This window comes from Parasediminibacterium paludis (assembly GCF_042651445.1).
Taxonomy (GTDB): domain Bacteria; phylum Bacteroidota; class Bacteroidia; order Chitinophagales; family Chitinophagaceae; genus Parasediminibacterium; species Parasediminibacterium paludis.
In genome coordinates, this window is sequence record NZ_JBHSDC010000002.1 from 701471 (window position 1) to 725372 (window position 23902).

General features: G+C 34.3%; 16 protein-coding genes. 7 read left to right on the forward strand and 9 right to left on the reverse strand.

Annotated elements, in window-relative coordinates:
- The first annotated feature begins 838 nt into the window (after positions 1 to 838).
- Positions 839 to 1612 carry a carboxylesterase family protein gene (locus tag ACFOW1_RS03635; RefSeq protein ID WP_379012351.1) on the forward strand — a complete coding sequence of 258 codons (774 nt, stop codon included), beginning with the start codon at positions 839 to 841 and terminating at the stop codon, positions 1610 to 1612.
- 347 nt (positions 1613 to 1959) lie between these two features.
- Here the strand turns inward: ACFOW1_RS03635 and ACFOW1_RS03640 are convergent, their stop codons facing one another.
- Positions 1960 to 4425 carry a TonB-dependent receptor gene (locus tag ACFOW1_RS03640; protein ID WP_379012352.1) on the reverse strand — a complete coding sequence of 822 codons (2466 nt, stop codon included), beginning with the start codon at positions 4423 to 4425 and terminating at the stop codon, positions 1960 to 1962.
- A gap of 310 nt (positions 4426 to 4735) precedes the next feature.
- On the opposite strand from ACFOW1_RS03640, the gene ACFOW1_RS03645 reads away from it, so the two are divergent.
- The 6 genes from ACFOW1_RS03645 to ACFOW1_RS03670 all read left to right on the forward strand — a co-directional run bounded on the left by ACFOW1_RS03645 (position 4736) and on the right by ACFOW1_RS03670 (position 9150).
- Entirely contained in the window at positions 4736 to 5401 is a 666-nt protein-coding gene (locus ACFOW1_RS03645) for a MarR family winged helix-turn-helix transcriptional regulator (RefSeq protein WP_379012353.1), read from the forward strand.
- A 133-nt stretch (positions 5402 to 5534) separates the two neighbouring features.
- Complete coding sequence (locus tag ACFOW1_RS03650; RefSeq protein ID WP_379012354.1) at positions 5535 to 6113, forward strand: Crp/Fnr family transcriptional regulator; 579 nt, start codon at positions 5535 to 5537, stop codon at positions 6111 to 6113.
- Positions 6114 to 6192: 79 nt separating this feature from the next.
- A complete protein-coding gene (locus tag ACFOW1_RS03655; RefSeq protein ID WP_379012355.1) occupies positions 6193 to 7218 on the forward strand; it encodes an N-acyl homoserine lactonase family protein in 1026 nt (341 codons plus the stop codon).
- 578 nt (positions 7219 to 7796) lie between these two features.
- Positions 7797 to 8000 (forward strand): response regulator transcription factor, encoded by a 204-nt coding sequence (locus ACFOW1_RS03660; RefSeq protein WP_379012356.1) that lies wholly within the window; start codon positions 7797 to 7799, stop codon positions 7998 to 8000.
- 245 nt (positions 8001 to 8245) lie between these two features.
- Positions 8246 to 8737 carry a PKD domain-containing protein gene (locus ACFOW1_RS03665; RefSeq protein WP_379012357.1) on the forward strand — a complete coding sequence of 164 codons (492 nt, stop codon included), beginning with the start codon at positions 8246 to 8248 and terminating at the stop codon, positions 8735 to 8737.
- 32 nt (positions 8738 to 8769) lie between these two features.
- Positions 8770 to 9150, forward strand: a complete 381-nt coding sequence (locus ACFOW1_RS03670; RefSeq protein ID WP_379012358.1) for a T9SS type A sorting domain-containing protein — start codon at positions 8770 to 8772, stop codon at positions 9148 to 9150.
- A 565-nt stretch (positions 9151 to 9715) separates the two neighbouring features.
- On the opposite strand, the gene ACFOW1_RS03675 is transcribed toward ACFOW1_RS03670, so the two are convergent.
- The 8 genes from ACFOW1_RS03675 to ACFOW1_RS03710 form a co-directional block, all read right to left on the reverse strand.
- Complete coding sequence (locus ACFOW1_RS03675; protein ID WP_379012359.1) at positions 9716 to 11398, reverse strand: sensor histidine kinase; 1683 nt, start codon at positions 11396 to 11398, stop codon at positions 9716 to 9718.
- A 38-nt stretch (positions 11399 to 11436) separates the two neighbouring features.
- Entirely contained in the window at positions 11437 to 12561 is a 1125-nt protein-coding gene (locus tag ACFOW1_RS03680) for a sensor protein KdpD (RefSeq protein ID WP_379012360.1), read from the reverse strand.
- 10 nt (positions 12562 to 12571) lie between these two features.
- On the reverse strand, positions 12572 to 14536 hold the full coding sequence (locus tag ACFOW1_RS03685; RefSeq protein WP_379012361.1) for a KUP/HAK/KT family potassium transporter: 1965 nt from the start codon (positions 14534 to 14536) through the stop codon (positions 12572 to 12574).
- Between the two features lie 246 nt (positions 14537 to 14782).
- Positions 14783 to 15346 (reverse strand): K(+)-transporting ATPase subunit C, encoded by a 564-nt coding sequence (locus tag ACFOW1_RS03690; protein WP_379012362.1) that lies wholly within the window; start codon positions 15344 to 15346, stop codon positions 14783 to 14785.
- Positions 15347 to 15465: 119 nt separating this feature from the next.
- On the reverse strand, positions 15466 to 17499 hold the full coding sequence (gene kdpB / locus ACFOW1_RS03695; RefSeq protein WP_379012363.1) for a potassium-transporting ATPase subunit KdpB: 2034 nt from the start codon (positions 17497 to 17499) through the stop codon (positions 15466 to 15468).
- Positions 17500 to 17644: 145 nt separating this feature from the next.
- The gene (gene kdpA / locus ACFOW1_RS03700) at positions 17645 to 19372 is read right to left on the reverse strand and encodes a potassium-transporting ATPase subunit KdpA (protein ID WP_379012364.1); all 1728 of its coding nucleotides are present in this window, start codon (positions 19370 to 19372) and stop codon (positions 17645 to 17647) included.
- A gap of 586 nt (positions 19373 to 19958) precedes the next feature.
- Positions 19959 to 21923, reverse strand: a complete 1965-nt coding sequence (locus ACFOW1_RS03705; RefSeq protein ID WP_379012365.1) for a KUP/HAK/KT family potassium transporter — start codon at positions 21921 to 21923, stop codon at positions 19959 to 19961.
- Positions 21924 to 22987: 1064 nt separating this feature from the next.
- Positions 22988 to 23782, reverse strand: a complete 795-nt coding sequence (locus ACFOW1_RS03710; RefSeq protein WP_379012366.1) for a hypothetical protein — start codon at positions 23780 to 23782, stop codon at positions 22988 to 22990.
- Between the last annotated feature and the right edge of the window lie 120 nt (positions 23783 to 23902).

The following is a 23902-nucleotide window of genomic DNA, read 5'->3' on the forward strand; positions in this document are numbered from 1 at the left end:
ATCTACATTGCATTACAGACGAAAAGTAACACAATTGAAAACAAAAGAAATCAACATAATTTATTCCTGTTCTGGGCACGATAGAAAAGTATAATCCCCTGTAAATTAAGTGTTTATAGGGGATTTTTGTTTATAGGGGGCAAAGTGAGAAGGATTCGCAAATAATCATGAAAATAGTTTTTATCGAATGGTGTATATCGATTTCGATTTTAACTCAATCGAACATAATCCTTTTTACTGCTAGATCAAAAGTGTTTCTATCCTTTTTTAAAGGTTTACTTGTTGCAGGATGTCTTACACAAGCCTGGTTTTAATAAATTAAAGTTTTATCCAGGGGTAATATGGATTTTTTACTGAGTACGTAATTTTAATAATTAGCGTTGGAAAAGCCTCTTAAAATAATTATCAATAAGTGCATTTATGCTATAAAATATTTATACTATATCAGGAAAGATTATTTTCAAATGATTGTTCGAATTTATATATTAAATTTAATGTTATTATCTGATTTTGAAAAATGATTGTTTTGTAAAGAAAACTATAGACAAGTACAAAGCCATATTTCGATTCCTTTCTGTTGTAAGCCCTAATTATATACCTTTAGTTACTTACATATGCAACATTGGCATTGTTGTTAGTATTGTTTAACGTTCAAACTTGTTTACAATGCTTATGATTTCTAACAAACTCTCTCTAAAATACTAGTCAGATATTTGTTGTTTTCACGTACTTTTAGACTCAATTTTAAGTATTTCTGTAAGAGTGAATAACCAATGCACGCTGCCTGCGCAAAGTTTTTTTGTTACAGGCTATTTTTCGAATTAATAATATCTTCAAAATGAAAATTTTAAAAACATTTGTGTTCTTATTTGCTGTTTTAACGGTAACAAATTCATTTAGCCAGCAATCGCTTTTTAGCCCTCTACAATTTACTAATGGAAAAGGTGATACCTTAAATTATAGATTCCTATTTCCTGATTTTAACCCTTCGAGAAAATATCCACTCGTAATTTTTTTACATGGTTCTGGTGAAAAAGGGAATGATAATGTGTCGCAATTAAAATGGGGTGTTTTAAACTTTGCAACAGATTATAATTTAAAAATTTATAAACCTTTTGTCATTGCACCTCAATGCCCCATAAACCAAACTTGGTCTAACTTTAAAAGAGATTTGGATTTCGCCTATAACGATACTGCAACAAAAGTGTGTGATTTAATATTTGCGCTTATCGACTCAACCATAAAGAAATTTCCAATCGACACAGATCGTATTTATATCACTGGATTATCGATGGGTGGCATAGGAACATTTGATTTCATAATTAGGCGCCCTAATCTTTTTGCTGCTGCTGCACCCGTTTGTGGAGCTGGTGACATTTCAAAAGTTAATGTAATCAAACATATACCAATGTGGCTTTTTCATGGTGCTGAAGATCCTACTGTAGACGCTAAATATTCTTTAGCAATGGTTAATGCCTTGACAAAAGCAGGTGCGCATCCCGGTTATACACAATATCCTACGGTTGGACATTTTTCATGGATCGCTGCTTATAGTGATCCAATGTTTATGGATTGGCTGTTTAGTCAAAACAAAGCGAATAATAAAAAATAGCTATTTTATTGAATGGTTAAAAAAAAGCATTATGATACTGTTTTTAGTTTTCCTATATCGTTGCCATTTTTTGGTTTCTTTAATCAAACGTTTCATTAAAATAAAACTATTTAGTATTAAGGTAATATAAGTATATGATTAAATAATCTTGTATTTTAGGATGATTTATTTCAGATGTTTGTAAGACTATTTATATAAAAATTCTCCAAATTGCAATAATGTAAATCTTCAATAACTTAAAATACCTCTATATTGTATAAATATTTCTAGATTGGAAAATATTTAGTTTCTGTATCATGTTATTCTTAGTACGACTAGAATAATCTACTATTTCTTAGTTGTTTGGTTTAAAATTCAATAATAAAACCCAACGTTGGTGTTACACTTGGATCGTCATTTTTTAATAAAGTTGGAATGGCATTGCTACCGTCTGCTTTAATTGCCAAACCGTCAGTCGTTAAAAAAGCAGTGTTGGTAGCATTGCGTTTAAATGTATAGCTTGGCGATGCTACAGATTTTGCAACATACCAGTTGGTAACATCTAGGTATAGATCCAAAGTAAGTTTTTTGAAGTTCCATTTTTTATCAATTCTTACATCGCTGCTATTAAAACCATTTAGGCGTTGGGTATTTAGTTTGTTATAGTCTAAAACACCTCGCCCTAAAGATTGATAATTTAAACGAGATGCAGTTTCATCAAATGGGGTATAAGGTGCCGAACCTTGATAACGAAACTTTAAACCCAACTCCCAGTTTTTAGGAAATTTATAACCCCATGTAACACTTAGCAAATGCTTGTTATCCCAACTGCTTGCTACATATTCATTATTTAAGCCGCTATACTCGCTGCGATAAAAGGTATAGGACAAAATCCCAAAAAAACGTTTCGTAAGCTTTTTTTGTAGAAAAAATTCTAACCCATAAGCTTTGCCCTTACCATTTGTAATAACTGCTTCATTGCCTAAAACTGTAAAATCATTACCAAGATTGGATAAAGCAATGCCATTGCGTAAAGACACTGGTACGTGTGCATACTGTTTGTAAAAACCTTCCATTGTAAAACGTAATGCGTCATTTGGTACATACTCAAGTCCAGCAATATAGTGGTCGCTATGTAAATATTTTGCAGATTGATTAACCAACATATTATTATTATCTGCAAAGCCTAAAACTGTATAAGTGGGAATTTTGAAATATCTACCAATAGATGCATTTAAAGCCCATTTATTTGTTAATGTATAACTAAAAGCAACTCTTGGGGATATTGTATTCAGGGGATTATTTCCGTCGGAAGTAATAGTGTTCATGTCACTGCGAATGCCAGCACTAATACCTAAACGATTATTTAAAAAACGTTTACTGACTTGTGCAAATGCACCAAACTTCCAAAAATTATTTAATGGGCTTTTAAAATTTATGATAGTAGCTGGCTGAACAATATTACCCGCACTATCATTCAATTGTTTTCGAATAACACTATATGTATTATTTGTATATTCAACAAGCTGTGTCGATGCACCATAATTAAATTTCCAACCGTTTTTGTTTTGCGTAATATCAACTCTTAATTTATTTTCTGTTTCTCTTGAAGCATAATTTAATGTTAGGTCAGTAGCTAGTTGTTTGTCGTTATCCTCATACTGTTTAATATTATTATCAAAACTATTGCGACTTAAAGCAACTGTTGCAAAGCCATTTTTAATAAGCCTTTTCAAAGTAATCCCACCTGTGTAGTTCCATTGGTTGATAATGGGGTTAGAATTCAGAATATATAACTTTTCAGGAGTTGCGTTTTTAATTGTGGCAAACTTAAATTCATCGATACCCGACAAACCAATAAATGATAGTGTTGTTTTATCATTTAGCTTGCTCGTTATTTTTGTTTGAAAGTCCCAATAATTGGGTCTAATTGGCAAGTCTAAAGCTGAAAAAAGTAATTGTAAATAGGAACGCCTTGCAGAAAAAAGAAACGTTGTTTTTTTATTATTTGTCAATGGCCCTTCAAATGTTGTCGCCAACTCGGTAGCACTAAGCCTTACGTTTCCTTGTAATTTGTTTGGGTTACCGTTTTTTTGCTTGAATTGAAAAACAGAGCTCATGGCATTGTCATATTTCGCATCAAATGCCGATGTGCTTAGCTTTACATCTTCAATAAATGAAACGTTTAACATGCCTTGTGGGCCGCCAGAACTACCTTGAGTTTGGAAATGGTTTAAAACTGGAATTTCTATACCATCTAAATAAAACACATTTTCATTGGGGGCACCGCCACGAATAATAATATCGTTTCTAAAAGAACCACCACCTTGTCCACCACCTACGCCTGGTAATGTTTGAATAACTTTACTAATATCAAAGTTACCGCCCGGATTTGCTTTTATTTCTTCAGTAGTGAGCCGTTGAACACTTAAAGGATTTTCTAAAGTGGCTGCTTTTACAGATTTTTTATTAGCTTTTACCACAATTTCTTTTAAGTTATCAACCGTAGGCTCTAGTTCTATGGTGATATTATTTTCGTTACCTACATTAATATCAACATTAAAAAGGGTTTGTGGCTTATAGCCAACCAACAACACTTGAATGTTATAAGTTTTAACTTTTATATCTTTTATACGGAAAACGCCTGTTGTGTCGGTTATAGCTGCGTTGGAACTGCCCAATAATACGACACTTGCATTACCAAGTGGCTTTTGTGTTTGTTTATCAATAACACTACCAGAAATACTACCTAATTGCTGTGCTTGAATAAATGATATACTACTAAAGTAAGTACAAAAAAGAAGTATAAGATTTAAAAAATTACGACTATTCATTGGTTTATTATTTGATTAAGTTAAAAAGATATTTAAAATATTGTTATTCGTTGAAATATTGGTTTATCTCAAACATTGTTATTGATTCACTGACAAGCGAACGCTCATTTTTTAAACTAATAGGTATTGTTTCTGAGTACTATTACCTATTCGTATGCCCATGTGGTAACATATTCCCTTGTTACTTTGAGATTAATTGATACAATTACATTTTTATTTTGCAAAAATAGTACGTAAACATTTAAATAGCAAAATAATTTGTGTGTTTTCGTATTTTATTTTTATTTTCGTTAGTCACCGTTATATTTAAATGAAAACAAAAAGTATTTTAATAACCATTATTGAGCAATTGGCTGTTTTTGAAGAACAAAATCTAGCAAAGCAATCATTAGAATATGCTGATTTTTTAGCTTTCCTAAATGTTAACCAACAAAATCCGTCAATAGAAAAAAGAGAAATTGGGGGGAAAGAAGCACAATGGATAGAAGAAACTTACAAGGGATCAGATAATGATATTTCAATATTGATTGTATTTATTTTTCGTTATGCGAAGAATTATATCAAAAAAGCACTTAAAGACAGTATTATCCAAACTGCAGATGAATTTTCATATTTAATAACGCTGATGACCTATGAAAGTCTTACAAAAACTGAACTCATCGGGAAACTTGTAATGGAAAAAACATCCGGTACAGAAATTATCAAACGGTTATTAAAACAGGGATTATTAACCGAATTTGAAGATTCACAAGATAAAAGAAGCGTTAGGGTAGCTATATCGCCAAAAGGCAGAATGGAACTTGTAAAAATTTTACCTGAAATGGATAAAGTAACCAAATTAGTAGCAGGCAATTTAAACATTAAAGAAAAAAATACCTTAGCGTACTTACTTAAAAAGCTTGATCATTTCCATAATCAAATCTATCACGAAAAGAAAGATTATTCTATCAATGATTTACTAAATGACATCCATTAGAAGTAGTAATGTCTACTAATTTTTACGCTTTATAATTTTATCTTGTACATAATAATTAAAGGAATTTAGTAGGTTAGTTGCATAATTCTGACCTCTGTAGCTTAGAAAAAAAGGTTTTCAATAACATTCACACATGACCAACTTCAATATTGTAAATGCAGTCAAACAAATTACTGACTTAAACGAAAGTGAGTTGAATACTATTTTTTCTAGGTTTCAGCATATGGATATCAAAAAGCGAAGTATTGTTTTAAAGGCAGATAGTACTGCTAAAGAAGTCTACATTATTTTAGAAGGATGTATGCGCCTTTATTATGAGAAGGACGGAGTTGACATTTCAGCTTATTTCTTTACCGAAAATATGTTTGCTGGTGCTTACGATAGCTTTATTACCCAAAAGCCGAGTAGGCATTTTATTGAGGCAGTAGAGGATTGTCGGGTATTAGTAATTTCCCATAAAGCATTTCAAGAATTATATATAGCATTTCCCAAAATGAATGAATTTGTGAGAAAAGTAATCGAAGAGCGTTTTGTTTCTCTGCACGCATTATTTACATCTTACATATTGGATAGTCCTGAAGAGCGTTATCTGCATTTATTAAAAGAAAGACCAGACCTATTAAATAGAATACCACAGCACCAAATTGCTACATTTTTAGGCATCACCCCAGTTTCTCTGAGTCGTATCCGTAACAGAGTCGCTAAAAAATAATACCTCTTTCATTTCTTATCTTTTGTTATCGTTTCTTGGAAAACACTGCTGCTAGTTTTGTTCTATAAAATTAAACAATATGGAACGCAGAAAATTTCTAAATGATTCAGCAAAATATGCTGCACTTACAATGGCTGGGGCAAGCATTATCAGCAACAAAGCCTTTGCCTCTCATGTATTAAATGATACAGCAATTGATTTTAAAAACACTAGTGCTACAGACGTAGCTGCTACTTACCAAAACGTTTCCACAGTTGTGAAACTGCGGGGAAAAGATGTGAAAATACATGGTTTATGTACGGGAACGGTGGCAGTAAAAAGAAATTTCAGAACGAAGAAAGGAAATGGCAGCATGGCTAAAATAAACATCCTTTTGGATCACCATTACACAGATTATATGCCAATTTGGGTTTGGATTATTGAACATCCAGATGGTATTATTGCTATTGATACGGGAGAAATAGCAGATTCAAAAAATGTAGAAACTTTTTTGGCTAAAGAAAGTGCCTACAGTAAATATGTGCTAAAACGAACTTCTAAAAAGAATATTGAAAAAGAAGATGAATTGAATTATCAATTAGAAAAGATCAAACTCAAACCAGATGATATTGGTCTTGTGGTACTTACACATCTACATTTAGACCATACTGATGGGTTAAAATTTTTTCCAAAACAAGAAATAATAGTGGGAAATATGGAATTTAAAAAGCCATACAGCAATGCACCGTCTACTTATCCCAACTGGTTTAAACCCAATCTTGTCAACTATACGAAGGGAAATATAGAAATATTTGATCAAGCTTATCCTATCAATACCGCGGGTGATTTATTTTATGTTCCCACTCCAGGTCATACCCACGGACACAGTTCTGTTATCTTCAAAACAGATGAATATAATATAATTTTTGCTGGTGATACTTCATATAATCAGGGTCAGGTGTTGCGTGGGGAGCTGGCGGGTGTTAACGCAGATTTTGGAAAATCTAAAGAAACATATACAAAACTAATTGCGTTTGCCAATCAAAAGAAAACAATTTATTTACCTTCTCACGATGAAAATTCTGGTAATCGTTTATTGAATAGAAGTTTTATGGTAAATATTTAAACTGTGTTTTTAATTGCTATAATACTTTTAGTGTTAGTAAATAACTAATATATAAAAGTATTATCGGACTTGCTTTAAAATGCTATTTCGATTTAATACTTACTTGAATTTTAGCACAAATATGAGCAGCTAATAACTGAAAACAGGTATTAGCTGCTTCGTTTTTTACAAATAATTTTATAATAATTTATCACTTGTAGTACAATGGCGAGTCATTCATTATGAAAGTTTATAAAATAAAAAACATGTTTGAATAACTTAGGGTTCATGAACATGAAGTATAACAATTCATGAATCAAATAAGGTTAATAATAAGCGCTCATGTATTACTATTGAGGTCTAAAAAAGTTGATGAGAACAAACAAATAGAAGTAGATAAAGCTGATTTTGAATATTATTTGACATTTTCTAAAATGCAAGGCTATATCATTAACTTTTATAAGTTATAATTATAATAAGTAGTAGTTTGTGTAAATTTTTGTTAATAAATATTATCATTTTGTAAAGATTTCCACTAAAGTGCTACAAGTTTATTTATATAGTAGTGTAATTTTGGGCAATTTCCAATAATAACCCTTATGGAAAACATATTAAACCCTAAAGAAGAAGCGATATTACAGCTCATGTTACAAGGAAAACAAAATAAGGAAATCGCTACGCAGCTATATATCTCATTAGATACCGTGAAAAAGCACAATACCAATATATTTAAAAAGCTAGGCGTGCGTAATAGGAATAAAGCTATTATCAGGATGTTAAAAAATAAATACTTATCCATTTAAGAAACTAAGCTTACGAAATCCTAAAAATCCAAACTCATGAAAAAATCTACATCGATTTTACAGTGTTTTTTCATGCCATTTAAGGCGTCAAATCGACTGAAGCACTACAACTTACAAATCTGCTTTATTTCGATGCTAGTATAAGTGCAGCACCTGCACCATATACTTATGGAATAAGTGCCGCATCAAGAACCGTCACACTAGTAGTTACCAATCCTAACAGCGGTTTAACTGATACCTATACAGTGCCATTAAGCAATGTATATATCTTACCAGTAAATGTCACTTACAGTGTACCAACCACAGGCTTAACGGTAAATTACAGTGCTACCGCAACGGATAACTCAGGTGGCACCTTAAGCTACAGTTGGAACTTTAATGATGGTACAGGCAATACATCTAGTACAGCGAGTGGTGCATATACGTTTGCAGCAGCAGGTACGTACAATGCCTCATTAACTGTAACAAGCAGCAAAGGTGGTTCAGCAACTATATCACCAATAGTTATTACGGTTACAAATCCAGCACCTGTGGCGAAGATTACAGCCGTAGATTATTCTACACCCGGAAATTCTGCTTGGAGTATTTACGACGCTTCAACTATTAGTTCTGGAAGAATTGTAAATGAAGTTTTTGAATATACCTTTACAGATCTAACTACTGGTATTTCACAACCAACTTTATCTTACAAAATACAGGAGGGTTTGCTTTCAGTTTACCAGCTCAATTTAGTATAACAATAAAGCTAACTGTTACTTCCGATAAGGGCTTGCAAAGCACTGTTATTGCAATTATTGACCCTTACGATAATATTTATTCTGGGTTTAATAAAGGTACTCCAAATAGTGGAGGTATCCCTATTAATATCCCACTATCTAGGCCATATATCGGCAAAGCTATAATTTACCCTAACCCTGCCACAAGTAACGTCACAGTTCAATACAAAACACCAATTGCAGGCGCTGTGGTAATAAAAGTATATGATATTATGGGTAAACAAGTGTTACAGCAAGGTGCAGCAACACTTGGTGCAAATCAAGTAAATACATCTACCATCAATATTAGTAACCTACCAAAAGGTACTTACACGGTAGAGGTAAATATGAATGGCGCCAAACTATTTAGCTCGCAATTAATCAAAGCACAATAGTTATTTGCTATTTACCAATATCACATTTAAAACAAGGGCTCGTAGGAAATACCTGCAAGCCCTTTGTTTTTTACTATATGTTCTTTGAACAAATTTGATTGTAAGTTTTTTTGAAATGATTAATCCAGTATTATTTTATTGGTAATCATTTATCGCTTTTATTGATTAGCTAATGATGGGATAGGCATTTGTTAAAATTATTTGTTTAACCAAACCAATATTTATGTATTAAGTGGCATCGGTTTTTAATGAGGTAACAAGCCATATACCCGAGCTATAGCCGAGGTATACCCGAAGTATGGATAGTGTATGGGGAGTGTATGAAAAAGGTTTCGCAGAAATTTGCTAAAAACCCAAGAAATATGCGTTTTGTGTTGGTGCTAGTGACCCTCAAATGGTAACGAATTAGCGCAACAATTAAAAAGGAGTATAGTAGCTTTCTTTTAGGTAAAGCCACCATATTACTAAACGATTCTAATGCGTTTTTTCAAAGTGCATTAAAGCAAAAAGCGATTCGTAACGGAATCGCTTTTTTTATGACCATTAAATAACTTGCATTAATTAATTAACTGGGCAACATAAAATAAAATTCGCTGCCTTTGCCAAGGCTACTTTTAACACCAATGATACCGCCTTGGGCTTCTATAAACTCTTTACTAATGGCTAGGCCTAAGCCTGTACCAGTAGAAATACTATTTGGGGTTTTAAAATATCGGTCGAAAATTTTGTCTAAATATTTTGGCGCTATGCCTACGCCTTTGTCTACCACACTAATTTTTAAATTATTTGATTCATGTTCAACACGAATAGTGACACTGCTTTGTTCATATGAATATTTGATGGCATTGGTGAGCAAATTAATTAATACCCAAGCTGTTTTGTCTTTATCTGCTTTTACTAAAACATTAGTAGTAGCAACTTCTTGTAGAATGGTAATTTTTTTTTGTTCAGCAGACATTTTTACCGCATTAGTGGCATAATCTACAATCTCTAAAATGCTGCAAGGCTGCAGGCTTAACTGAATATTACCGGTTTCTACCTGCGATAAATTCAGTAATTCGCCAGTGATTTTCAAAAGTCTATTGCTATCATCTTTAATACTGTCGATTAGTTGCTTTTGATCATCGTTGATATTACCTATTTGTTTGTTTTCTAGTAAATCAAGGCTCATTTTTATAGAGGCAATGGGTGTTTTTAACTCGTGTGAAACGGTAGCAATAAAATTGGTTTTGGCCTCGTTCAATTCATGAAATGGTGTGATGTTTCTTAATACAATCACATTACCTATTACTTGCGCATCGTTACTTACTGTTAGAACATCTTTGTTAAAATAGCTTTCTTTATTGTCGGCGTAAATTTTCAGCTCTGTGTGGTTATCATTTTGTAGTAAGCGGCGCATTAAATCATTAGTAAGGGCGATGTCTGCTGCATATTTTCCTATAATATCTTGTTCTTTTAAGCCGAGCATTTTTTCAGCAACCGCATTAATAAATAGGATATGCTTTCGTTCATCTAAACCAATAATTCCATCTTTCATTTGATTGATAATGGTTTCAATCCTGCTTTTTTCAAACTTAATTTTTGCCAAATTACTATGTTCGTATTCGTCTAGCTTTTCAGCCATAATATTAAAAGCATTGGCCAAATCGCCAAACTCGTCATCTTGCTTTAAATGTATTCGATTGCTATAGTTCTTGTTGGCAATGGCTGTGATTCCTTCCGCTAAGGCTTTAATAGGCGTGGCAATGATATCTGGGAAATTCACTGTCAACGTTAATGCGATGATGGTTAAAATGGTAAACACCACGGTAAGCCAAAATATGGCACTACTTGCGGTACTTTGTGCAATATCATTTTTACGCATAATGGCATTTTGGTTCATGTTATTAATGCGTTGAATGGCTTGCCTTATTTCTCTGTAATTGCTGCTGTCATTAGGTTGTAGCTTTAATTCTTCAAAGTTTTTACGTAGCAGTTTTGTGGCTTCATCTTCACCGTATTCTGTGATGTTGTTCTCTTGTTTAGCTAAGTTATTTTCAAATTCAGTATAAGCAGTTTTGTTGTCAGGCAGTTCTTCTAGCGCCTTCAACATATTATTATTGTATACTAAAGTTTCGTAATTATTAGTTAATATTTTATTGGTATTGGTGCTAAGTTTGTAAATAGAAGTAATGCCAAGAATACCGAATACCAATATCACAATGAAGAGAAAACCTATCCCTACGGTCAATTTTGTTTTTAATTTCATGAGCTTTTTATTATCACTTTTTCTTAGATCACATATCCTTAAGATAAAATTACGATGTCAATATCTGATGCAGATAGTTTATTTAACAACTGATTAAAAACGGCCGTATTTAAAATAATTTTAAACAAATTCAAGTGCGGCTTGCCAATACAAATGGTTGTAATTTCTTTTTGCGTGGTGGCTTCAAAAATACCTTTTGCAATATTATTGTTCTTAATTCTAATAATGTCTGCACCCAATTCTGCAGCTAATTTAAAGTTATTAATTAAGTGCCTTTGCGCAGCTAAACCAATATTGTCGCCGTCTTCTTTAGGTGTTTGAACATATAGTAAATACCATTTGCTATTGTAGTAAGAAGCCAGCCTAGCCGTTTTTCTAATCACTTTTTTGGCAATCTCGTGGTTGCTACTAATACACGCTAAAAAGCGTTCAGTTTTTAGCTGTACGTTGCGTGGTAGTTCGGTTTCTATCTTGCGTTCTACTTGGCTAGCAACCTCTTTTAATGCTAGTTCACGCAATTGCAATATGCGATCTGCCTGAAAGAAGTTACGCAGTGCAATCTCAATTTTATCTGCCGCATAAATTTTACCTTCTTTCAATCTAGTAATCAATTCATCGGCCGTTAAATCGATATTTACCACTTCATCTGCTTGCTGCAAAACACTGTCGGGTATGCGTTCAGCCACATCCACATTGGTAATGGCTTTTACTTCGCCGTGCAAGCTTTCTATATGCTGAATATTCACAGCGCTAATCACGTTTATGCCCGCATCTAAAATGTCCATCACATCTTGCCAGCGCTTATTATTTTTACTGCCTTCAATATTGGTATGGGCTAGTTCGTCTACTATTACAATCTCTGGATGCAGATTAATAACCGCCTGAACATCCAATTCCTCTAGGGCTTTGCCTTTATAAAAGAGTTCTCGTCTTGGAATAATTGGCAAGCCTTCTAGCAAAGCATGCGTTTCTGTTCTATTATGCGTTTCTATATAGCCAATTTTTACATCTACACCATTACGCATAAGGGTTTGCGCCTCTTGCAACATGCGATAGGTTTTACCCACACCCGCACTCATACCTATGTAAATTTTAAACTTGCCACGTCTGCTTTTTCGTATCAAATTTAAAAAGTGTTCAGCGTTTTTTTCTTGCTCAGGCATTGACTATTATTTAATGGCGAATAACTTTTCTTAACAATTTTGTGTGTTGAAAAGGTGTGATAATCAAGGGATATTTTTCAACTACTAAATTGCTTTTATCTAACTCAAAATTGATGTGTTCTTTAACGCTTAAGTGTTTTAAGTTGTAATAGCTTTTCATTATGAAATTTCTCCAAAAGGGCATATCATTATCAAACGATAAAAAGCTATCCATTGTAATAAAACGGAAATCGCCCATTTTGGTGTTTTGATAACCCATTTCACATCTTTCAGAAACATCTACTTCGTTATTGGCAATCATTTCATTTACAACTTCTCTAAAATAAAAATCAATTCTTGGTTCTATTCTAAAACCTAGATTAAACTCAATGAAATATACATCATTCTTTGCAACTGTATCTATACTATAATTCATTGCATAAGGTTCGTCTAAAACATTCACGTGAATAAACCAATATATGTCTGCACGTTTTGGTGTTCCATTATGCAAAATAGAATTAAGAATGGTTTGCTCGATTTTTCTTTGAGAAGCAGAAGATGTAAGGTACACTAGGTTTGTAGTGAATTTTGGAATGGATTCGTCCATACTCAACTTCTTTAAAGTAGGTAAATAATTTTCGAGAAAAACTAGTGGCGTTAATATTGCTTTTATTTTGCGCCCTTTCCACCAAATAAACATTACCATGAACAAACACAACCCAATTAAAAGTGTAATCCAGCCACCATCTTTTATTTTTTGAAGATTAGCAATTAAAAAGCCTGTTTCAATGGTGAGGAATAAGCCTGTAATGGCAACTACTAAAAAAAAGTTTACTCTCTTTGCGTGCAAGTAAAAGTTAATTAATACAGTACTCATTAACATTGTAAGGGTTACACTCAAGCCAAAAGCTGCTTCCATTTTTGTACTTTCTTGAAAGTATAAAACCATACTCACACAACCAATCATCAAAAACCAATTAACAGCAGGAATATATAATTGACCTTTTATTTTTCCTGGAAATAAAACCAAATGTTTTGGCCAAATATCAAGTCTAATGGCTTCGTTAATTAATGTAAAGCAACCACTAATTAAGGCTTGAGATGCAATGATGGTAGCTATTGTAGCAATAATAACAGCAGGCAAATAAATACTTGGAGGAATAGTGTGATAGAATGGGCTAATGTTGCCGATAGTTTCTCCAACGTGGTTCAGTAGCCAGGCTGTTTGCCCAGAATAACTAAGTATTAAAGTTATTTTAATAAAACTCCAACTAATGCGAATATTGTTTCTTCCACAATGCCCCATATCGCTATACAAAGCTTCGGCACCAGTAGTACATAAAAAAATACTGCCAAGTAACCAAAAACCACCATTATGATTTGTGAGCATTTTATAAGCATAATAAGGATTAATCGCTTTTAATGTAGATAAATTATGACTGAGTGCCATTGCGCCTAACACACCAATAAACCCAAACCAGATAACCATGGCGGGACCAAATACTTTACCAATTTTTTCCGTACCAAACTGCTGGAAAATAAAAAGCCCAATCAGTATTGCCACAATGATTGGAACTGCATTTAATGTAGGCATTACTTCTTTTAATCCTTCAATGGCAGATGCAACAGAAATAGGTGGTGTAATAATACCATCTGCAATTAAAAAAGCACCCCCAGCCATTGCTGGAAAAATTAGCCATTTACCTGAAGTTCTTCTTATTAAAGTATACAAAGAAAAAATGCCGCCTTCACCATTATTATCTGCTCTGAGGGTAATGATGACATACTTTAAAGTTGTTTGAAAAAATAGCGTCCAAAATATGCAGCTCAAACTGCCTAAGGCAACATTTTCTGTAATTACTCTATTATGGAAAACTGCATTTAAAGTGTAAAGCGGTGATGTACCAATATCGCCAAATACAATGCCTACAGCTATTAATGCACCTGCAAATGAAATGCGTTTATTGTAATTAATATGATGGTTTGTTGATTCCATTTTATTGTAAAAATTTCTTGCGAAATTAAAGATAGCCTCTTGTTGAAAGGTAGCTTATGAAGTATTTTTACGAATAAGATTTATAAACTGTTCAACTTTTTTTCTTGTTCTGGCATGGTGTTTTTATTTTTATATTACTGGCTTTTGTAGTACTATTTAGTATCGTTGCCTCACACTACCGATAGGTATCGATATGTACGCTTTTTTATCCATCTGCAAATGGACGTTATATTTTATAAGTAACTTTTATTTTAATTTGTCTAGCTCAATATTTAAAGCTAGCACATTAATTTTCTCTGTACCAAATAAGCCAGCTAAAGGTTTTTCAATACTTTTTTCTACCAATGCCTTGATTTTTTCAGGTGCTACTTTACGCTCTTTTGCAATTCTATCTACTTGCACTAAAGCCCCTTTAACGCTGATATCTGGATCTAAGCCACTACCACTAGCAGTTACTAAATCTGAAGGAATCTCTGATTTAGCAACCGTAGGATTATGCACTAAAAATGTGTCAATTCTGCTTCTAACATCCTTCAAATAATCAGGATTGCTTGGGCCTTTGTTACTCCCAGAACTTCCTGCGGCATTATAGCCCGCGGCAGACGGACGACTGTAAAAATATTTGTCCTGTGTAAAGCTTTGCCCTTCTAACGCATAGCCTTTTATTTTACCATTTACCATTACTGTTTCACCTTCACCTTTATTGGGGGCTATTTGAGCAATGCCAAGAATTACCAAAGAATACAATCCGCAAAATACCACAATGCATATTGCTGTTAATTTAATTGCGGGAAGAATATGTTGTTTCATGTTATGTATGATTTTAATGATTAAAAGATTGAATAATTTGGTCATGATGAAGAGATTAGTGACAAGAATGATTAAGAAAGAAGCATTATGCTTGTCATTACAATCATTTAAGTCCTGATCTAGAACCAAATACTAACAACCATGTCTAGTAGTTTAATACCAATAAAAGGAACAATTACACCGCCTAAACCATAGATTAATAAGTTTCTCCTTAGTAAAGCACTTGCGCCAATTGGTTTATAAGCGACACCTTTTAAAGCTAATGGAATTAATGCTGGAATAATGATGGCATTAAAAATAATGGCTGATAAAATGGCACTTTCTGGGCTGTGTAAGCGCATCACATTTAAGGCTTGCAAACTTGGTATAGAAGCAATAAACAAAGCTGGTACAATGGCAAAATACTTTGCTACATCATTGGCAATAGAGAAGGTAGTTAATGTACCTCTCGTCATTAATAATTGCTTACCAATTTCTACTATTTCAATCAATTTGGTAGGGTCGTTATCAAGGTCTACCATATTGCCAGCTTCTTTGGCTGCTGCTGTACCGCTATTCATGGCTACACCTACATTGGCTTGCGCAAGGGCAGGTGCATCGTTGGTACCATCGCCCATCATGGCTACTAATTTACCAGCTTGCTGCTCAGCTTTAATGTAATTCATTTTATCCTCTGGTTTGGCTTCGGCAATAAAATCATCCACACCAGCTTTTTCAGCTATAAACTTGGCTGTTAAAGGATTGTCACCTGTCACCATTACCGTTTTTACACCCATTTTGCGTAAGCGGGTAAAACGTTCTTGAATACCTGGTTTTATAATATCTTGTAGTTCTATTACACCAACTATTTGCTCATTTTGACTCACTACCAATGGTGTACCACCGTTTGAGGCGATTGCTTTTACTCGTTCGGCTGTTTCGTTAGGCATACTATTGCCTGCTTTTTCAGCAATCTTTTTTATTGAATCAAAAGCACCTTTTCTTACACGTAAACCGCTTGGTAAATCAACACCACTGCATCTAGTTTCAGCCGTAAACTCAATAAACCTTGCACCTTCAATATTGAATGCATTGTTATTTAAATTCGCTAATTCAATAATCGATTTGCCTTCAGGTGTTTCATCGGCTAAAGACGACAATACACAAGCTTCAATAAATATGAGCTTCTCTACGCCATTAGCAGGGTAGAAGTTGGTGGCTTTTCTATTACCAATAGTAATGGTACCAGTTTTGTCTAATAATAAAACATCTAAATCGCCAGCCGTTTCTACTGCTTTACCACTTTTGGTAATCACATTGGCCCGCAACGCTCTATCCATACCTGCGATACCAATAGCACTCAACAAACCACCAATGGTAGTAGGTATTAAGCATACAAATAAAGAGATAAAAGCGGCAATAGTGATGGGCGTTTTGGCATAATCACCAAACGGCTGGAGTGTAACACATACAATAATAAATACGAGTGTAAAGCCTGCCAACAAGATGGTTAACGCAATTTCATTGGGTGTTTTTTGGCGGGAAGCACCTTCTACCAAGGCAATCATTTTATCTAAAAAGCTTTCACCAGGCTCTGTAGTTACACGTACTTTAATTCTGTCGCTTAATACTTTAGTACCGCCAGTAACAGAGCTTTTATCGCCACCACTTTCTCTTATTACTGGTGCCGATTCGCCTGTGATAGCACTCTCATCTATCGTGGCTATACCTTCTACAATTTCACCATCCATTGGTATGGTGTCGCCTGCTTCGCAAAGAAAAATATCGCCTTTTTTAAGTTGTGACGATGGTACAATGTGGTGACTACCAGCATGATTGGTATCCACTAATTTGGCGGGTGTTTCTTCTCTCGTTTTTCTAAGGCTATCGGCTTGCGCTTTACCTCTTGCTTCGGCAATTGCTTCAGCAAAATTGGCAAATAATAAGGTTAAAAATAATACGCCAAACACAATAAGGTTGTAAGCTAAGCTACCTTGTGTTTTGTCGCCTGCAATTATCCAAATGCAGACACCTAGCATAATGGCTGTCCCTATTTCCACTGTAAACATAACAGGGTTTTTGAACATTATTTTTGGGTTTAACTTAATAAAAGATTGCGCTAAAGCTTCTTTTACCAATGCTGGTTCAAACAATTTATTTGATGTTGTTGACATAATTATGAGTTGATTGTCTGAACTGAGATTTTGTTGGATGTATGTGATTTACAGGATTTGTAAACCAATCTTTTACCTTTAAAATCCCAGTTAAGTCTATTTTTTTGAATCTATAAAATCTTGGCAAATCCTGGTTCAGACAGATTTAGGCTTTCATTCCAAAATATTCTGCGATAGGCCCAAGGCATAAAGCGGGGAAAAAGGACAATGCAGCAATAATGAATATGACCGCAAAAATCATAATTCCAAATGTGCCAGTATCGGTTTTTAAAGTGCCCGCACTTTCTGGTATATACTTTTTATTGGCCAAAATACCTGCAATAGCTACCGGACCTATAATTGGTAAAAAACGACCCAACAGCATCACGATGCCACAGGCGATATTCCAAAAAAGCGTATTATCACCAACAGATGAGTTATTACCGTATCCTAAACCTTCAAAACCGCTACCATTATTGGCGGATGATGAGGTAAACTCGTACAACATTTCGCTAAAACCATGATTACCAGGATTATTTAACCATGCTGCATATTCAGTAGGATTATGCGTATAAAGATGCGCAGCAATAGCAGTACCTACCAATATTAAAAATGGGTGCAACAAGGCAATGATGGCGGCTATTTTCATCTCTTTGGCGTCTATTTTTTTACCCAAAAACTCAGGTGTTCTGCCTACCATTAAGCCTGAAATAAATACGGCGATTATAATAAATATGTAAAAGTTTAAAAAGCCAACACCAACGCCACCATAGAAAGAATTAATCATCATGCCAAGCATGCAAAACATACCTGTGAGTGGAGTAAAACTATCGTGCATGGCATTAACTGAACCATTAGAAGTTACTGTGGTAGTTATACCCCAATAAGCCGATGCTGCAGACCCAAAACGTACTTCTTTGCCTTCCATACTCCCAAGTGGTTGTGCAATACCCATTTTGCCAATGGCATGATTGCCTTGCATTTCTACATATATGGATGGTACTAAAAAGAGTAAGAAGCCAATGGTCATAATGCCGAAAATCATCCAAGCGAAACGACGTTTTTTGAGCATATAACCCATTGCAAATACCATGGCGATAGGTATTATCACGATCATCACATTTTCAACAATATTGGTAAAATAGTTAGGATTTTCTAATGGATGAGCGGAGTTGGTTCCAAAAAAGCCCCCACCGTTAGTGCCAAGCTGCTTGATAGCAACCATGGCGGCGGCGGGGCCCCTACTAACATTTACTGTATCGCCCTGAATGGATATATATTGGTCTTTACCCTTAAAGGTCATAGGTGTGCCGTTAAACAACAGTATCACGGCTACGATCATGGACAAAGGCAATAGAATTCTCGTTAATGATTTGATGAATAGGTTATAGAAATTGCCAAGTTTATCTGTTGTTTTCTCTTTCATGGCAATAAATACCATGGCACAAATAGCCATACCTGTAGCCGCAGAAATAAATTGAAACAACATCAATATCAACTGACCCAAGTAAGACACGCCACTTTCGCCGCTATAGTGTTGTAAATTAGTATTAGATATAAAACTGATAGAGGTATTAAATGCTAAGTCTGCGGGCATAGATGGATTGCCATCTGGATTTAAAGGCAACCAACCCATATTCATTAATACCAACATGGATAGTAAAAACCAAACAAAGTTGATGGTTAACAACGCTACAAGATGTTGTTTCCAATTCATGTCCTTATCTGGGTTGATACCACTTATTTTAAAGAATAGTGTATCTAAAGGTTTAAAAATGGCATCCGCCCTAGTGGCATCGCCGCTGTACACTTTGCCAATGTATCTACCCAAAGGGATTGCTAAGGCAACTGATACTATAAACATGGCGATAACGCCAAGAATTTCTGTGTTCATGATAATCTATGGTTTGGAAGTTGAAGTTTTTTTAGGTAGGGCTGCTAGAATTTCTCAGGTTTTACTAGCACATAGCATACAAAAAAGAAAACAAGAATAGCAATGATAAAAACGGCTAACATGATGTGTTGATTTAAATGTTTTCAAAAAAGTCAATTGATTTGTAAAAGAGGGCAAAGCCAAGTAAGCCTGCTACGATTAAAATGATGGTCAGCATAATAGATTAGTTTGTAATTCTGTAAATAATACCCGCTAGTGCTATGAGTGAATACCCAATAATTAGTAGCTTAAATGGCTGTATTTTTTTCGTTGAATAGGTTGGGTTGTTTTGCATGATTGTATTTTTAATTACCCATACGCCAATGCAATGCCAATAGCTAGGAAAAGAAGATGGTGAAAGGCGAAGTGCCTATAGATATTGGGTTTCAGAGAAATGAAGCGATACGCCATTTCTTTCTTAAGCCTAAAAAAAGTATTCCAAATTGATTAATAGATTTTCATTTTGAAAGGGTGTTAGCTATTGGCTATAAAAACAAAAAGACCATCCTTTTAGGATGGTCTTTTACCAATTTTAATAATTATTTACTTAATGCGTGACCCTTTTTAACGATACTTGCTGTGGGGTAGCAATTACCAAAGGTGTTTTTTCTATATCTGTATCGCTACCGTCTAAACCAAAAGCTTTCTTATCTGATAAGCCTAAGCCATTGATGGCAAAATAGGAATTAAGAATAAAGCCTTCGTTCAAAGAAAATTCATTTTCTACCGATAAGAAACGCTGAATAATTACATAACGAATATCGCCTGTAATATTGTGTTTGTTTAAGGCTATCGCAGGCTTGTTCGGGTCTAAATGTAGTTCGTGGTGCTCAAGCATTTCTTCCAAAACAATCTTGAAAAACAAGTTAATTCTTGGCTGAATTCTAAAGCCTAGCTTAAAGTCTACACGAATTATTTTATCGTGTTCTATTTCATCTACCGTGTATTCCATGGTATATGGCTCATCGGTTCTATCAATATGCAATAGCCAATATACGTCCGCACGTTTTGGTCGCTTACTAAGTAGCGATTCTAATATACGTTTTTCAATGGCTTTTTTATTGTTGGCCTTGGTAAGGTATACCAAATGCGTTGCATATTTAGGCTCGTCTTTATTTACACTAAGATCAATTAATGCTGGTATATAAGGCTGTAAATTTTCGAATTGTAAAAAACGATTGGTAATTTTTCTAGCTCTGTACCAGATATACATAATAAATACCAATGTTATCTCAAATATTAAGAACATCCAGCGTTGTTTAATTTTAGCCACGTTGGTAACAAAGAAAGAGAGTTCTACCGTTAAGAATACAGCTAGAATAATGAACAATAAGGCAGCACTCCATTTTTTTACAAACTTCATGTAGTAAAACATTAAGCAGGTAGTCATAAGCATGGCCACTACAATAGAAAAGCCGTAAGCGGCTTCCATTTTGCTAGAGTCTTTAAAGTACAGCATCATACCTACACAGCCTGCCCACAATATCCAGTTAATACTTGGGATATAAATTTGCCCGCGAATATTGGTAGGATATTTTATCGTGATGCGCGGCCAAAAATTCATACTTACAGCCTCACTGATGAGTGTAAACGAGCCACTAATTAAAGCCTGACTCGCAATAATGGTAGCCATTGTAGCGATTACGATACCTGGCAATAAAAACCAGTGTGGCATAATTTCGTAAAACGGATTTAAACCATCTAAATGGGTTTTACCACTGTTTAACAACCAGGCAGCCTGACCAAAATAGTTGGCTATCAACGCTATTTTTACAAAAATCCAGCTTACTTGAATATTCTTTTTACCACAATGTCCTAGATCTGAGTATAAAGCTTCGGCACCAGTAGTACATAAAAATACAGCGCCTAACAACCAGAAACCATTTGGATAATGGGTTAATAAATGAATGGCATAATAGGGATTAAAAGCTGCTAGGATAGGCGTATAGTGCGAAATTTGTATAATGCCCCAAAACATAATCATGCTAAACCATATAAACATGATAGGCCCAAAAGCACTACCTACCACCTTGGTTCCAAATTGTTGGAAAAAGAATAGCAAAGAGATAATACCGATAACAATGCCAATGGTTAAGGCATTACCAGGCACAATTATATCTTCTAAGCCATGAACGCCATTTAAGCCCTCAATAGCCGAAGCCACAGAAATAGGCGGTGTAATAATACCATCGGCTAATAAGGTGCCCGCACCAACAATAGCTGGAAAATACAGCCAGTGCCTATAACGCCACACCAAAGCATATAAAGAAAAAATACCGCCCTCGCCCTTATTATCTGCCTGCAAGGTCAGCAAAATGTATTTGAAAGTGGTTTGTAAAGTAAGCGTCCAAAAAACGCAGGATATACCGCCATAAACTAGCTCATCCGAAATAGGCCTTTCGCCCATGATGGCTTTAAAAACATAAAGTGGTGAAGTACCAATGTCGCCAAAGATAATTCCGAGAGTAACCAACAGACCAGCCGCTGTTACCTTCTTAAGGTTAGAGTGCATATTAGTAGGGGTTTGCTAAAATCGTTTCATTTAGCAGGCAATCGATAATTAATGGCTAATAACATGCCATCAAAAGTAAAAGTAATTAGTAACAGGTAAAAGCCCAAGAAATATGCTTAAATAAGCTTTAATTTTTTTTTGCTAATATGTTGTTCTAAAAAATACCCTTCCATTTTGAAAAGGCTTTTTCATTTTGGTAGGGTAGTGGTTGTATTTCGTTGTTGCTTACCCATATTTTCCTTGTAGGGCATTCGCAACTAGCTAAACCACTTAATAGCTATACACAGTTCGTGTTGGCTGTAGTGCATTTCATTTGTCTTCTATTTTATGTTAGTAAGGTCACAATAATTGTTATTACCGTAATCATAATTCCAAAAACACTAAGCCTTCTACGAAATTTTATGAAGTTTTCTTTTGTTTCAGAAATCTTAAAAACCCTAAACCAATACCAACTTAAATTATTTGATTTTAATTTTTCGTAATTTCTATTTGTCCACTTACTATTAAAATTCAATCAGAATAAAAATATCACGACAGTACAAAAAAGTAATTCAAGAAGCTTTTCAGTCATATTATTAGTTTAATTAGCATTCAACAATTATAAACGCAAAACTCTCTATTTATTTTGCTGATTTTGACTTGTCACTTGTTTGTGGAAATATTTTGAAAACAATTGGTTGTAATGATTCCCAGTTTCTTAATAAGTCCTAAGTCTTGCTATCTTTAGTAAGGCGATAGTTAAAATATAAAATTTAATTTTTCTTTGTCAACTAGAAATATCGATTTGCACAGTTTGTTTCAATTTATTAGTTGACTTGAACTGGCGGTTGCTTTACCGCTAATGGGCAGGGCTTTATGCAGGTTGGGAAACAATGTTCAGCGAAGCTAATTAGTATTCCATCTGCCCACAACCGCTGCTGATTGAAAATATAAGATTGATTTTAAGAACTCAAGTTGATACTTATTCCTCCAGTCAAAACCACAGCTTGGATTTGCAATTAGTTGATGTTTGCTAGTCAAGCCCAACTCGCAGCAATACCCAATGTTGGTAGCCGTTTTTATCGTCAATAAAAATATTTTTCTAAGCACCATTTGATGTATCGCTCTTTAATATTGTTCATGTCAAGTATTTTGAAAGTTTCAGAATCATTAGGCAAAAAAACTTGAGCAGATGTATTCGCTTCAAGATTTGATATAGTTTTTGAGTTACTGAAGTCTTTGTGATCGTAACGAGAAATGGGCTGTCCAAGCGGAACCCAAAACTGACATTGATAAATTGTTGTATCATTGTTATTAACTACTTGAATTCTAAGTCTGTGCCAGTTATCTGTAACAACCATTAAATTTTCAATGTCTGGTTTTGTTAAGATGAGAAAAGAGTCAAGTTTATAGAAATTTTGGATTTTTTCAGTTATCGCTTTTCTGTTTTCTTTAAAGTCTTTGTCAAAGAAAAGTTCCTTGTCTATTGATTTAGCTACGATAATAATTTCTCTTTTTGTCGGTTTTATTAAACGTGGCTTAACAAAATTTTCAGTATAATTTTCCTTTTGGGTGTTCAATTGAGCAAGCCAGTTTTGAAAATATTGTTTGTTTACTGCACCATATTTGTTTATGGGCAGTTCACTTGTGTCTTTTGTGAAAGTTTTACCGTCTTTGCCTGCTGAATAAGCAACTTTAAAATATCGTGTCAAACTAAAATTGCTGTCACTCGTTGCTATAAATTCAATTTGTTCACTATTGCCATAAACTCCTGGATTGTTCCAAGAACTGTGTCCCTTGCTATAACTGAAAATTATTTTTGTCTGCCCAAAAGCAAAATGTCCAAGTAGAAGTAAGATTGGTAATAAAAGTCGTGTCACAGTTTTCTATGAATTTGAATTGGATTGTGATGTCTGTTTAAAATGGCTACCAACGGGAGTTTGTGAAAAAACTACCATTGCTTTTCAAATATACCCAAAGTGTGGATATTGAAAAAAGGA